Genomic DNA, 14314 nt, shown 5'->3' on the forward strand with positions numbered 1-14314 from the left:
CAGTCCGGCGGCCCCGACCGCCAATGCGTTGCCCTCGCCCCGCGCGTCCGACCCGGGTCAGTCGCCGAGGCTCACTTCGAGGTCCAGGTCGACCAGGACGTCTTCCTTGTCGCTGCCCGCGATCAGCGCGTCGAGGAAGGTCGTGGTCTCGCCGGCCGCGGCCTCGGCGTCGCCCGCGATGATCGCCTCCACCAGGTCGTGGTGGTCGTCGTCGCCCGGGGCGATCACGGCGACGTTGAAGCGGACGTTCTCCTGCAGGGCGCCGAGCAGGTTCTCGTAGAGGTCGATCAGCACCGGGTTGTGCGACGCCTGCACGATGGCGCGGTGCAGGCGCACGTCGCGGGCCACCAGTTCGTCGACGTCACCCAGCAGGCGCGCACTTTGGCGGCCGGCCAGGAGCTCGCGCAGCACGGCGATGTCGGCCGGGGTGCGGCGGCAGGCGGCCAGACGGGCCGCTCCGACCTCGAGCGTGCGGCGGACCTCGAGCACGTCGCGGCGCTGGGCGCCCGCGACCCGGCGGCTCACGGCCCCGGCCAGCTCGCTGGCCGCCAGGACGTAGGTGCCCGAGCCCTGACGGCGCTCGAGCAGGCCGGCGTGCACCAGCGACTGCACGGCCTCGCGCACCGTGTTGCGGCTCGTGGCGGTGAGCTGGGACAGCTCGGTCTCGGTGGGGATGCGCTCGCCCACGGCCCAGGAACCCGACGTGATCTGCGTGCGGAGCTGCTCGATGACCTGGTCGATCAGGCCAGAGCGCCGGGTCGAACGCAGCGAGCTGGGAGCCTCACTCACGGGGGCTGACATCGCGTCATCCTACCAATCGCCGATAAAACGGATAGAGCTGTCGTCGCGCTGCGCTGATCCGGCGGGCACCGACCGCGGTCGGCCGCCGGGCAGGCCGGGATCTTGCTTCTGGTTCTTGACGTGACGGCTGCCACTGTGGCCAGCCTGCCACGTTCACGGCCCGTTTGGTGACCGGTCGGGTGACTGGTTGACTCAACGACTCCGGTGACCATGTCGTCAACCATCAGGGCTCTTTGATCGAAAACGCGGGCGCTGGTGGACGCGCGGACTCACCGGCGCGGCCGAGTGGGGTTTCGTCGGTGGTCGCCGAACCGGAAATCGTTGCCCGAGGGTCGTTTCGGGAGCGGGGTGATAACCGATTCGGGCGCCTCCGACACGCCCTGTCACATCGCCGCTGCCGTACGGGTGCAGTTGGCCGGATCTCGCTGTCACGACTGAGGACTCACGGTGAAGGCCCGGCTCGGAAGAGGTGTTCTTCGCCGCCGGAACGTTATTGACCCGTCATTCGGCTGATCACTGACCTCGTACGGTGTGGTTGGCATCGCCGCAGCCGGCGGGGCGCGATCCCCGACAGCCACCGGATCGGCTACGGCACCGGGGCCCAGCGCAGTGAGGAGATCCTCGCCGAGATCGCCCAGGTGCTGCGGGGCCGTCTGCCCGGCCCCGAACTCACAGCCGACGAACTGCGCAACCGCAGCTGGTGGCACGGGCCGGGCGATGTACGAATCGGTGACGACGGCCATGCGCGAGATCGGCTCAGCCGGCGTGATCTTGAACGGCCAGCGTGACGAGGGCGCCCTGCTCGGCAATGTCCGGCCTCCCGCCCAGCCACCCGGCCGGGGCTGGCTGGTTTCCCGCGAAAGAGGAACGGAGCTGGTGCAACTGGCCTGGCTCCCGCCCCCGGAGTGACGAGGTCGGACAGGTGGTTTCGTCAACCGTGAGAGGGACCGGCGTGCGGGTGCTCCGGCGAGCGGAGTGATGAAGCACCTATCGGAAGCCACAGTCGATTTCGGTAACGTTGAAGGGGGCGATGTGAGGGCAGGCGTGGTGAGGCGCCTGCATTGCCGGCTGCTCGTCACTGATGGACGGAGTGCGGCTACGGCTCACCAATGCACGACGTTCGTATTTCCAAGGAGGGAATGACCATGGGTGAAAGGGTTGAGGTCGATCTGGCCTCGCTGGGCACGTTCGCCACGTCGGTGGACGGACTGGCATCCGGCCACAGCAGCAACGCGGACAAGCATTCTCAGGATCTGCTCGCGCGCACGGGAGAGATGTACGCCGCGGGTGACGCGTTCTACGAGGCCAAGGCTTTCGCGCTGTATCACAGCCGCCTGGCGTACTCGGCGGGGTCGATGCTGACGGACACGATCGCCGGCCTGGAGAGTCTGGGCAGCGGAGCCCGTTACTGCGCGGCGAATTACGCCGCGAGCGACGAGCGCAACGCCGAGGCTCAGCGTCGTCAGTCGGGTGACGCGGAGACCGTTCCGGACTCGCCGGTGGATGAGGCGTTCGGTTCCACGCAGAAGAACGAGTACGTCCCACCGGGCAACAGCCCCGAGGAGGTGCTGGCCCGTAAAGAGGCGATCAACAATGCCCGTATGCAGGTGACGCCTCCGGATGTGGCGGGTCAGGGCGGTTGAGTTAGGCATTCAGGGGCAGGTCGACACGATGCCGGAACGCGAAAGTGTGGGGACAGTGAGGAAACGAGCGTCCAAGAGGGCGGTGTGCGCGAGCGCCCTGATGGCGCTGGCGCTTTCGGCGTGCGGCGGCACGTCCGGGGGCGACGCCAGCAATCCGATCGTCTCGTCGTCACTGCCGACGGGGGCAGCCGTGCCGACGGGGACTCCATCGGCTTCCTCGCCCGGGGAGGCTGCGTCGCCGACCGTGAGCGTCTTCGCTCGCACGAGTGATTCCGCGGATCAGGTTCTGGCCGGGGCCAGCGAGGCGATCCGGAATGCGCCCGGTGATGTGCTTGCGACCATTGCCTTCGAAATCGAGGCCTACCACATTCAGGGGCCGGTGAAGTATGCCCCGGTCACGAAGTCGAGTGTCTTCACCAAGCGGATGAAGTGGTTCACGGACGAGGAGCTGGACGGCATTACCTACTTCGTGATGCTTCCGTTCACGGATTGGCAGGGTAAGAGGGCCTATCTGCTCGCGACTTCACGGGCGCCTACGGACTTTCGGAAGATCTTTGTGACGGAAGACAATGGGGCTGCGGATCTTTCCTCACTCGGTGAGATTCAGTCACTCACGGTGGACGACTTGGATTCGGTGTCGGACTGGCGGCCGTTCTTGAGTCGGCCTGTCTGGCCTTCGGAGATGCGGACCAGTGAAGATTCCTGACAACGTCGATGTCGACCGACTGCGCTCGTGGTGCGACGAGCCAACCCGGGTGAGGTAGAGGGCGAATGCCTGGGCAAGGGGAATTCTGGGGCTTTCGGCAGCCGGCTTCGAGTGGTGACGCGCGCGGTCAGTTCTACAGCGGTGAGACGTCCCAGGCCGAACTGGACGGCATGCGCTCTGATTGGTCTTCCACGAACATCTTTCATATGTACAACGTCTCCGAGCAGCAGGATTCAGCTCCGCTGACTGCCGCGGCGGCGACCTGGGGGCGAGTCGTCTCCATACTTGAGGGCATTGGGTCCGGCCTGCAAGACGCCGGTAGCGCCATGCAAGATGGATGGGACCCGTCGGTAACCGATGCGGCGGCGAACTTCTTCACGCATGTCGGGGCGGGTGCCTGGTCGGTGGATGAGTGGCTGTCTCATGCCAGAACGAATCAGACGGCGCTGGAAGCCATGGCTGAGAACGTGATTGAGGCGAAGCGGCAGGTCAAGACCATCTATGCCAACTACAAGGTGGATTACCAGGCCGCGGTTGCCGAGTTCGCGCGGACATCTCTTGAAGGAGATGCCCCTCTGACCCGGACCGGGGATGCTGCCGAGTCACGGCAGAGTGACCTGGACTCGAAACTGGAAGAAGTCGCCGCGCGCTACCAGCCTCAGATGGCGGCCGTGATGACCACTCTCGCCGCGGCTTACATCTCCAACGGCAGTTCCATGCGTGAGGGCAGCAAGTACCAGGGGCCGGTGACCGCCAAGGATGCGCCCGGGGCGTCGTCTGGTTCGTCGAACAATCGTTCGTCCAGCGATGGATCTCGTGGCAGTGGCAACGGTGGCGGGTCGAATCGCAGCAACGGCGGGGGCGACGGCAACAACACCGGTACCGGAACCCGGCGTTCGACCGGTGATTACGGAAATCCGAGGTCCACTCCCGCCAAGCGGCCGCGCTCGTCGACCGGTGACGGTACGGATACGCCGACGAACGATCCGTCGGGCAGCGACGGGACCGGGGGCACCGGCAGTTCCACTGGCTCCTCGGGGAGTCCTACCGGCACCGGGAACGGGGCACCGACGGGAGGTGGGACGGGGACCGGCAACGGGACCGGAGCGTCAACCGGCAACGGCTCGAGCAACGGCACCGGAACGGGAACCGGCACCGGCGTCATGGCCGGCACCCCGATCGCCGGCCGTCCGACCCCCGTCACCAGCACCCCCGCCGGCTCCGGCAACCCGGCGGGCTCGGCGCCCTGAAGGTGCTGCCCAGTGGCGGTTTCCGCGAGGTCAGCCGCCGTGACCTGGTGGGTCAGTACCTGGGGCACACCGCCGAGAAGACCGCCTCGGTGGTCGACGCGGCGATGGGTGGCGTGCTCTTCATCGACGAGGCGTACACCCTGTCCCGGTCGGCCGGCAGCAACGACTTCGGCCAGGAGTCGATCGACACCCTGGTCAAGCTGATGGAAGACCACCGCCACGAGATCGCCGTGATCGTGGCCGGTTACACCCGGGAGATGTCCGACTTCCTCGATGCCAACCCGGGTCTGGCGTCGCGGTTCTCGAAGGCGGTGGAGTTCACGAACTACGCCCCCGACGACCTCCTGATGATCATGGACCGGATCGCCGTCGGCGGCGACTACCTGCTCGCCCCCGGCACCCTGCCGTTGCTGCACCGCTACTTCGCCCGGCTGTCCCACGACCCGAACTTCGGCAATGCCCGGGAGGCCCGAAAACTCTTCGAGGGCATGCGCAAGGCCCAGGCCCAGCGCCTGCGCCGGATCTCCGGGCGTCCCACGCTCGACGACCTGCGCACCCTCACCGAGCAGGACCTGCTCGACGTGATCGGCGCCGTCGACGGGGCGGGCGCCCGATGAGCGGCGCGGAGGGCGACGGTCGCGCGCTGCGCCGGCCCCGCCCGGCCGGGACCGAGGTCGAGGTCACCGGGCGGGCCGCCGAGCCTACGGTGGTGGCCCGCGGCGCGACCGATGAGGAGAGCCGGGCCTCGGCCCAGCGGGTCAGCCGGGCGGTCGCGGAGCAGCTGATCGCGGCCGGGCGCCGGGGAGCGCCCACGACCGTGCCCGACCTGCCCCCGGCCGCCGACGAGGCCGCCGACGAGGCACAGGCCCGGAGCCGCTCGAACGACGCCCGGCGGCGCGGGGGCCCGGGCTCCCGCATCCATCGCCTGCGGGTGGACTGGCACGAAGCGGGGCCGTCCGCACTCGGCGCCCTCTCCGGCCGGATCGCCTCCACCGGCGTCCAGATCGGCCGGGGCGTCGACGGCATCCCGGTGCGCGCCGCGCTGTTCCGCCCGTCGCCGACTCGCCTGGTCGTGATCGGGACCCACCGGCTCGGCCGGCTGATGCTGCTGCGGGCCGCGGCGGCCGGAGCCCGCCCGGTCGTCCTCGCCGACGTCCCCCTGGCCTGGGACGACTTCGCCGTCCGGCTCGCCCGCACCGGGACCGGCACCACCGTGCTGCCGGCCGAGGCCCCGTTCTTCATGGGCGGGTCGGGCGCCGAGCCCCTGTTCGTGCTGCACTCGGCCGACGACGACGCGCAGACGCCCTACGAGGAGGAGTCGCAGGAGGGCTGGCGCTGCGACGCGGTGCTGACGCCCGGTGTCGGGCCGGAGGTGCTGACCGCTTTTCGTCTGGGAGGTCTTCTGGTGACCGGACGGCTCGACCCGGCCGACGCGTCCCACCTCTGCGCCACCCGGCTGACCGGCGAACTGACCCCGGACGACCTGGCCGGTCTGCCCGACGGGACCGTGGCCGTGTTCGCCGACGGCCGGGCCCGGATCATGCGGCTGGAGGAATCACCGGGCGAGGTGGCGCTCCTCGGTTAATGCCTGCGAGCTCCACCTCCACCAGCGGATACCCTTGCCCGTGTGACTCCCGACGAACTCTCCTCCGCGATCCGGGCGAGCCTGGAGGCCGCCGTCGCCGCCGGTGACCTGACCGTCAGCGTCCCCGCCGAGATCCGGGTGGAGCGACCGAAGCAGCGCGACCACGGAGACTGGTCCACCAACATCGCCCTGCAGCTCGCGAAGCCGGCGGGCAAGCCGCCGCGCGCGGTCGCGGAGCTGCTGGCGGCCCGTCTGGTCGAGCTTCCCGGGGTCAAGAGCGCCGACATCGCCGGCCCGGGCTTCCTCAACATCGTGCTCGACACGGCCTCGGCGGCCGAGCTGGTGCGCACGATCGTCGACGCGGGTTCCGCCTACGGTGAGAACCAGCAGCTCACCGGCACCGTGCTCAACCTCGAGTTCGTCTCCGCCAACCCGACCGGCCCGCTGCACATCGGCCACACCCGCTGGGCCGCGCTGGGCGATGCCCTGGCCCGCGTGCTCACGGCCAGTGGCGCCCAGGTCACCCGCGAGTACTACATCAACGACGCCGGCGCCCAGATGGACCGCTTCGGCGGCTCGATCCTGGCCCGGCTCAAGGGCACCGAGATCCCCGAGGGCGGCTACCACGGCGAGTACGTGGCCGAGCTGGCCGCGAAGGTGCGCGAGCAGCGTCCCGACATCGACGACCTGCCGCTCGACGAGGCCCTGGTCGTGGCCCGTGAGGTCGGCTACGCCATCCAGCTGGCCGAGAACCGGCAGACCCTGAGCGATTTCGGGGTCGAGTTCGACGTCTGGTTCTCCGAGCGCACCCTGCACGACGCCGGTGCGGTCGACGCCGCGGTGGAGCGGCTGCGCGAGCAGGGCCACGTCGACGACCGCGACGGCGCGATCTGGCTGCGCACGACCGACTTCGGCGACGACAAAGACCGGGTGCTGGTCAAGGCCGACGGCGAGAAGACCTACTTCGCCGCCGACGCCGCGTACTGGCTGTCGGTGCGCGACCGGGGTTTCCCGAAGAAGATCTACATGCTCGGCGCCGACCACCACGGCTACGTGCAGCGGCTCAAGGCGATCGCGGCCTGCGCGGGTGACGATCCGGACACCTCGCTCGAGGTGCTGATCGGCCAGCTCGTCAGCGTGGGCGGCGCCCGGCTGAGCAAGCGGGCCGGCAACATCATCGAGCTGAAAGACCTGGTCGACTGGCTCGGGGCCGACGCCGTGCGCTACAGCCTGGCCCGCTACCCCGCCGACTCGCCGCTCACGCTCGACGGTGAGGTGCTGCAGAAGAAGACGAACGACAACCCGGTCTTCTACGTGCAGTACGCCCACGCCCGGCTCTGCTCGCTGGCCAACCAGGCCCGTGAACACGGTGTCGACCGTTCGGTGTTCGAGCCGGGTCTGCTCGACCACGCCACCGAGAACGACCTGATCGCCGTGCTGGCACAGTTCCCGGCCGTGGTGGCCCAGGCCGCCGAGCTGCGTGAACCGCACCGGGTGGCGCGGCATCTCGAGGTCGTGGCCGGGGCGTTCCACAAGTGGTACGACAGCTGCCGGGTCACGCCGCGGGGAGAAGACCCGATCGAAGACGTGCACCGCACCCGGCTCTGGCTGGCCGAGGCCAGCCGCGTGGTGCTGGCCAACGGCCTGACCCTGCTGGGCGTGAGCGCGCCCGAGCGAATGTGACCTCCCCAGCGTGAGAAAGAGCGGAAACATCATGGGTGCGCACGAGGCGGGCGAGCTCCACAGCCCGGGATACGGTGGCGTGGCGACGGTTCCGTCGTGGCTGCGACCGCCGGACAACATCAACGACCTGCTGCCGGGGCTGTGGTCGCAGACCGTGCACCGGTCGCACGACGACGGCTCGCTGCAGATCGGGGGTGTCTCGGTGGCCGCGCTGGCCGCCGAGTTCGGCACCCCGGCCTACATTCTCGACGAGGCCGACTTCCGGGCCCGGGCCGTGGCCTTCAAGGACGCGTTCGCCTCGGCCTTCGCCGAGGTGGGCGGCGCCGACGTGTACTACGCCGGCAAGGCCTTCCTCTGCACGGCGGTCGCCCGCTGGATCGCCGAAGACGGCCTGATGCTCGACACCTGCTCCGGTGGTGAGCTGGCGGTGGCGCTGCGTGCGGGCGTCGAGCCGAAGAACATCGCCCTGCACGGCAACAACAAGCTGGAGAGCGAGATCGACCGCGCGGTCGAGGCCGGTGTCGGGCGCATCGTGCTCGACTCGCTGATCGAGATCGACCGCGTCGCCGAGGCGGCCACCCGTCACGGCGTGGTGCAGCCGGTGTTCATCCGGGTCACGGTCGGCGTCGAGGCGCACACCCACGAATACGTCTCCACCGCCCACGAAGACCAGAAGTTCGGTCTCTCCCTGGCCGGAGGCGTCGCGGCCCAGGCGATCGCGAAGGTCCTGGCCAACCCGTCGCTGCGGCTGCTGGGCCTGCACAGCCACATCGGCTCGCAGATCTTCGACACCCAGGGTTTCGAGGTGGCCGCGCGCCGCCTGCTCGGCCTGCACGCCAGCGTCGAGAAAGACCACGGCGTGGTGCTGCCCGAGATCGACCTGGGCGGTGGCTTCGGCATCGCGTACACCAGCCAGCACGACCCGCTCGAGCCGAAGACCCTGGCCGACCAGCTCGCCGAGCTCGTCGTGCGCGAGTGCCGGGGCCTGGGCATCGCGGTGCCGCGGGTCTCGATCGAGCCCGGCCGGGCCATCGCCGGCCCGAGCACGTTCACGCTCTACCGGGTCGGCACGCTCAAGGACGTCACCATCGACCACGGAGGCGTGCGCCGCTACGTCTCGGTCGACGGCGGCATGAGCGACAACATCCGCACCGCCCTCTACGACGCCGACTACTCGTGCACCCTGGCCTCCCGGGCGTCCGACGCCCCGGCCGCGCTCTGCCGGGTGGTCGGAAAGCACTGCGAGAGCGGCGACATCGTGGTGCGCGACGAGTTCCTGCCGGGTGACCTGGCCCCGGGCGACCTGCTCGCGGTCCCCGGCACCGGTGCGTACTGCCGCAGCATGGCGAGCCAGTACAACCACGTGCCGCGTCCGCCGGTGGTGGCTGTGCGCGACGGCGTGGCCCGGGTCATCGTGCGCCGCGAGACCGAAGAGGATCTGCTGGCTCTCGACGTCGGCTGACGACTCCCACCGGGTGACGTCCGTGCGGACACGGCGCACGGATGTCACCCGGTGATCTTCGTTCCGAGCGCTCCGTGGTGTGACGAGCGTCGCCCGGGCCACCGGTGTTTCGCCCGGAGTCGTAAATGGCTCATATGGTGCACTGGCGGTCCTCGCCCGGCTCTCGGCGGGGATCGCCAGGAACGGAGATCCCGCACCACATGAACAGGCTCGGCCACCAAGCCGCCGCCCAGGCAACCTGGCTTGGCTACTGCACCTTCGACCGCTTCTACGACAACGGCGAGACGCTCATGATGAGCTGGCAGCACGTGCTGGCCGGCGCCATCGTGGCCTCGAGCATGTGTGCCGACGACTGGTCTCCCGACGCCGACCAGGGCGGGGTGATGGCGAAGATCATCCCCGGCGGTCACCGCGGTCCCACCCACATGCCGGAGTTGGTCGCCGGTGTGCTGTTCCTGCTCACCATGGTCGCGGGTGACGATCTCGACTGGTTCGTGCTGGCCGCCGCCGCGGCCTGGGGGTCGCACCTCTTCGTCGACTTCTTCTGGGGCGGAATCCCGTTCGCGCTCGCCACCCTGGCCGGCAACCGCAAACGCATAGGCTTCAAACTCGATACCGGCGGCCCCACCGAGGAAATGGTCACCTGGGGTCTCACGATGGCCGCGTTCCCGCTGGCCTACCTGGCGCTCGGCGGCCCTGTCCCGGTCTCGTTGTCGTTCTCCTACGCCTGAAGCCGTAGACGCGGACCGAGGCAAATGAGGGACGCGCCGGCCCCCGGGGCGGTCAGGTCGCCAGAACGACCAGGTCGCCGAGGGTGACCAGGCAACCAACCGCACCTCGCCATGCATCGTTGACCGACGCGTCCACCATTTGCCCCGATACTGATCCGATGAGCCGACCACCCGCCGGGGTGCCCCGGGCGATGCGCAGGCTGGGCACCGACCTGGCTACCTGGCGGCGCATCCGGCGGCTCACGGTCGAGGAGCTCTCGCAGCGTTCCGGCGTCGGCGTCGCCACCATCACGCGCCTCGAGGCCGGTCGTGGGGCACCCCTCGAACACGTGCTCCGGGTGGCCGCGGCCCTGGGGGTCGGCGAGGTGCTGGCCACGGCCCTCACCCCGCGCAACGTGCTGGCTCGCAGCACGCCCGCACCCCCACGTACGTCGAACGGCAACAAGAAATGACGTGACCTTTCTCCGGTGATACGGGTGTGCCCGGGGTCACCCGCTTCCTAAGCTGAAGGCATGCCGCAGCCGCCGGACGACCTCGCGCTCGCCGCCCTGTTCGAGCCGGCGGTGGCGGGTCAATGGCCGCAACTCGTGGCATCCGCACTGGTCAAGGCCCGGCGCCTGGATCCTGACGACGATCCCGCGCGGGCACTGGAACTGCTCAGCAGCACCACCTACGACGGCATCACCGTTCGTCCGCTCTACACCGCCGACGATGCGACGACGGACGCGTCGGTCGGCATCCCGGGTGTCTCACCGTTCGTGCGGGGCACGTCGCGCCGCACCCCGTCGGGCTGGGACGTGCGCCAGCAGCACCCCCACCATCCCGATCCCGCGGTCACCCACGAAGCCGTGATGGCCGACCTGGAGAACGGCGTCACCTCGCTCTGGCTGAGCGACCCGGCGCCGGGCAGCCTGGCCCGGGTGCTCGACGGGGTGCTGTTCGACGTGGCGCCGGTGGCGCTCGACGCCGGACGGCACACCGAGGCCCTGGCCGACGAGCTGCTCACCGTCCTGGGTGACGCGCCGGATGCGCGGGGGAACCTCGGGGCCGACCCGATCGGGCTGAGGGCGCGACTCGGTGCACCGGCCGATCTGGGCGTCCTGGGGCGGCTCGCCCGGCGCTCACCGTTGCGCGCCGTCACCGTCGACGCCACCGGATACCACGACGCCGGTGGCAGCGACGCCCAGGAGCTCGGGGCCTCGATCGCGACCGGCCTGGCCTACCTGCGGGCACTGACCGATGCCGGGCTGGACATCGGCGCGGCGTTCGGCCAGCTGGAATTCCGCTACGCCGCGAACGCCGACCAGTTCCTCGTCATCGCCAAACTCCGCGCCGCCCGGCGACTCTGGGCCCGGGTGGCCGAGGTCTGCGGGGTCTCCGGCGCCGAGGGCGGGCAGCGGCAGCACGTCGTGACCTCCTCGGCCATGATGACCCGCCGCGATCCCTGGGTGAACCTGCTGCGCACCACCCTGGCCGTGTTCGGCGCCGGGGCGGGCGGCGCCGACAGCATCACCGTGCAGCCCTTCGACGCCGCGATCGGGCGGCCCGACGCGTTCTCCCGCCGCATCGCCCGCAACACCTCGTCGCTGCTGGTCATGGAGTCCCACCTCGCCCGGGTCACCGATCCGGCCGGTGGCTCCTGGTACGTCGAGCGGCTCACCGACGATCTGGCGAACGCGGCCTGGGACCAGTTCACCGCGATCGAGGGGCAGGGGGGCATGCTCGCGACGCTGGAGAGCGGGCGGTTCGCCGCCGAGATCGACGAGGTGTGGCAGCAGCGGGCCCGGAACCTGGCCACGCGTCACGACCCGCTCACCGGCGTGAGCGAGTTCCCGCTCCTGGACGAGATTTCCGTGGTGCGGGAGCCCTGGCCCGAGCGGCCGCCACGAGCCGAGGGGGCTCTGCCGGTGCATCGCTACGCGGAGGAGTACGAGGCCCTGCGTGACGCCGCCGACGCCTGCCCGGAGCGGCCGCGGGTGTTCCTGGCCACGATCGGCCCGGTCGCGGTGCACACCGCCCGGGCCTCGTTCGCCGCCGGCCTCTTCCAGGCCGGAGGGCTCGCCACTCCCTCGGCCGCCGACGGGGTGAGCTTCGAGGACAGCGGCGCCACCGTCGCCTGCCTGGCCTCCAGCGACAAGGTCTACGCCGAGCAGGCCGAGGCCGTGGCCAGGGAGCTGAAAGAGGCCGGGGCCCGGCACGTCCTGCTCGCCGGGCGGCCGGGGGACTACGCGGGGGTCGACGGTTACGTGTTCACCGGGGTGGACGCGCTCGCCGTGCTGCGGGATCTGCACCGACGGATCGGGGTCGTGTGATGGGCGTACCGGACTTCAGCAACGTTCCGCTCGGGGTGCCGCGGGCGCCGGTCGAGCCGGGGGGCGAGGGGGATCCCTGGCTGACGCCCGAGGGCATCGGCGTCAAGAACCTCTACACCGCAGGGGATCTGCGGGGCATCGACTTCCTGAACACCTACCCGGGCATCGCCCCGTACCTGCGCGGCCCCTACCCGGCGATGTACGTGACCCAGCCCTGGACGATCCGGCAGTACGCGGGCTTCTCCACCGCCGCCGCGTCGAACGCCTTCTACCGGCGCAACCTCGCGGCCGGGCAGAAGGGCCTGAGCGTCGCCTTCGACCTGCCCACCCACCGCGGCTACGACTCCGACAACCCGCGCGTGCCGGGCGATGTCGGCATGGCCGGTGTGGCGATCGACTCGATCCTCGACATGCGCCAGCTGTTCGACGGCATCCCGCTGGACAAGATGTCGGTGTCGATGACGATGAACGGCGCCGTGCTGCCGGTGCTGGCGCTCTACGTGGTGGCGGCGCAGGAGCAGGGGGTGAGGCCGGAGCAGCTGTCGGGCACCATCCAGAACGACATCCTCAAAGAGTTCATGGTGCGCAACACCTACATCTACCCACCGGCCCCCTCGATGCGGATCATCAGCGACATCTTCAGCTACACCTCGGCGAACATGCCCCGGTTCAACTCGATCTCGATCTCCGGCTACCACATCCAGGAGGCCGGGGCCACGGCCGACCTGGAGCTGGCCTACACGCTGGCCGACGGGGTGGAGTACCTGCGGGCGGGCACGGCGGCCGGGCTGGACATCGACGCGTTCGCGCCCCGCCTGTCATTCTTCTGGGCCATCGGCATGAACTTCTTCATGGAGGTCGCCAAGTTACGGGCCGCCCGCCTGCTGTGGGCCCGGCTGGTGCGCGAGTCCGGTGCGAAGAACCCCAAGAGCCTGAGCCTGCGCACCCATTCGCAGACCAGCGGCTGGTCGCTGACGGCCCAGGACGTGTACAACAACGTGATCCGTACCTGCGTCGAGGCGATGGCCGCGACCCAGGGGCACACCCAGTCGCTGCACACGAACGCGCTCGACGAGGCCCTGGCCCTGCCCACCGACTTCTCGGCCCGCATCGCCCGCAACACCCAGCTGGTGCTGCAGCAGGAGTCGGGCACCACGCGGGTGGCGGACCCCTGGGGCGGCAGTGCCTACGTCGAGCGCCTGACCTACGACCTGGCCCGCAGGGCGTGGGCGCACATCGAGGAGGTCGAGAAGGCCGGGGGCATGGCCCGGGCCATCGACGAGGGCATCCCCAAGCTGCGCATCGAAGAGGCTGCCGCCCGCACCCAGGCGCGCATCGACTCCGGACGGCAGCCGGTGATCGGGGTCAACACCTTCCGCCCGGCCGCTGACGAGCCCGTCGAGGTGCTCCGGGTCGACAACGCGCAGGTGCGGGCGGAACAGATCGAGAAGCTGCGCCGGCTGCGGGAAGAACGCGATCCCGCGGCGACCACCGCGGCCCTGGAGGCGCTCACGAAGGGCGCCGCCGACGCGTCCCGCGGAAACCTTCTCGATCTGGCCGTGAGGGCGGCCCGGGCGAAGGCCACCGTCGGCGAGATCTCCGACGCGCTGGAGAAGGTCTACGGGCGGCACACCGGCCAGATCCGTACGATCTCGGGGGTGTACCGCGACGAAGCGGCCAGATCGAGTCGGGGCGCCGGAAACATCGAGGCCGTGCGTGAGGCGACGGCGGCCTTCGAGCTGGCCGAGGGCCGCCGCCCACGCATCCTGGTGGCGAAAATGGGTCAGGACGGCCACGACCGGGGTCAGAAGGTGATCGCCTCGGCGTTCGCCGACCTGGGCTTCGACGTCGACGTGGGCCCGCTGTTCCAGACGCCGGAAGAAGTGGCGCGGCAGGCGATCGAGGCCGACGTGCACATCGTGGGGGTGTCGTCGCTGGCGGCGGGGCACCTGACGCTGGTGCCGGCGCTCCGGCAGGAACTGAGTGAGCACGGGCGCGACGACATCCTCATCGTCTGCGGCGGGGTGATCCCGCCCGGCGACCACGACGCGCTGAGGGCAGCCGGGGCCAGCGCGATCTTCGGCCCGGGAACGGTGATCGCCGACGCTGCCCTCGAGCTGCTCCGGAGCTTAGGCTGACCG

Annotated in this window: 12 protein-coding genes and 1 pseudogene; 12 read left to right on the forward strand and 1 reads right to left on the reverse strand. The window is 70.1% G+C overall.

All coding sequences use genetic code 11. The annotated features are described in order from the left end of the window. Positions 1-57: 57 nt before the first annotated feature. Positions 58-801 carry a FadR/GntR family transcriptional regulator gene (locus J2S57_RS16230; protein ID WP_307243577.1) on the reverse strand — a complete coding sequence of 248 codons (744 nt, stop codon included), beginning with the start codon at positions 799-801 and terminating at the stop codon, positions 58-60. 717 nt (positions 802-1518) lie between these two features. On the opposite strand from J2S57_RS16230, the gene J2S57_RS16235 reads away from it, so the two are divergent. The 12 genes and pseudogenes from J2S57_RS16235 to scpA all read left to right on the forward strand — a co-directional run bounded on the left by J2S57_RS16235 (position 1519) and on the right by scpA (position 14311). Beyond that, a complete protein-coding gene (locus J2S57_RS16235) occupies positions 1519-1710 on the forward strand; it encodes a hypothetical protein (protein ID WP_307243579.1) in 192 nt (63 codons plus the stop codon). A 236-nt stretch (positions 1711-1946) separates the two neighbouring features. After that, on the forward strand, positions 1947-2444 hold the full coding sequence (locus J2S57_RS16240) for a hypothetical protein (RefSeq protein WP_307243581.1): 498 nt from the start codon (positions 1947-1949) through the stop codon (positions 2442-2444). A 100-nt stretch (positions 2445-2544) separates the two neighbouring features. Next, entirely contained in the window at positions 2545-3150 is a 606-nt protein-coding gene (locus J2S57_RS16245) for a hypothetical protein (RefSeq protein WP_307243583.1), read from the forward strand. Between the two features lie 206 nt (positions 3151-3356). Next, positions 3357-4400, forward strand: coding sequence for a hypothetical protein (locus tag J2S57_RS16250; RefSeq protein WP_307243586.1), 1044 nt, complete (start codon positions 3357-3359; stop codon positions 4398-4400). Beyond that, positions 4388-5017 (forward strand): annotated as a pseudogene (locus tag J2S57_RS16255) (AAA family ATPase); the annotation flags it as partial. The gene J2S57_RS16250 and the pseudogene J2S57_RS16255, both read left to right, overlap by 13 nt. Then, positions 5014-5985 (forward strand): hypothetical protein, encoded by a 972-nt coding sequence (locus J2S57_RS16260; RefSeq protein WP_307243590.1) that lies wholly within the window; start codon positions 5014-5016, stop codon positions 5983-5985. The pseudogene J2S57_RS16255 and the gene J2S57_RS16260, both read left to right, overlap by 4 nt. A gap of 42 nt (positions 5986-6027) precedes the next feature. Next, positions 6028-7668: an arginine--tRNA ligase gene (gene argS, locus J2S57_RS16265; RefSeq protein WP_307243593.1), complete on the forward strand. Its 1641-nt coding sequence runs from the start codon at positions 6028-6030 to the stop codon at positions 7666-7668. A 31-nt stretch (positions 7669-7699) separates the two neighbouring features. Next, a complete protein-coding gene (lysA, locus tag J2S57_RS16270; RefSeq protein ID WP_370882661.1) occupies positions 7700-9130 on the forward strand; it encodes a diaminopimelate decarboxylase in 1431 nt (476 codons plus the stop codon). 200 nt (positions 9131-9330) lie between these two features. After that, positions 9331-9861, forward strand: coding sequence for a hypothetical protein (locus J2S57_RS16275; RefSeq protein WP_307243597.1), 531 nt, complete (start codon positions 9331-9333; stop codon positions 9859-9861). A gap of 158 nt (positions 9862-10019) precedes the next feature. Further along, positions 10020-10313, forward strand: a complete 294-nt coding sequence (locus J2S57_RS16280) for a helix-turn-helix domain-containing protein (RefSeq protein ID WP_307243599.1) — start codon at positions 10020-10022, stop codon at positions 10311-10313. A gap of 60 nt (positions 10314-10373) precedes the next feature. After that, complete coding sequence (locus J2S57_RS16285) at positions 10374-12173, forward strand: methylmalonyl-CoA mutase family protein (protein WP_307243602.1); 1800 nt, start codon at positions 10374-10376, stop codon at positions 12171-12173. After that, on the forward strand, positions 12173-14311 hold the full coding sequence (gene scpA / locus J2S57_RS16290) for a methylmalonyl-CoA mutase (protein WP_307243603.1): 2139 nt from the start codon (positions 12173-12175) through the stop codon (positions 14309-14311). The genes J2S57_RS16285 and scpA overlap by 1 nt, the downstream gene beginning before the upstream one ends. Positions 14312-14314 lie beyond the last annotated feature (3 nt).

Source organism: Kineosporia succinea (assembly GCF_030811555.1).
GTDB lineage: Bacteria > Actinomycetota > Actinomycetes > Actinomycetales > Kineosporiaceae > Kineosporia > Kineosporia succinea.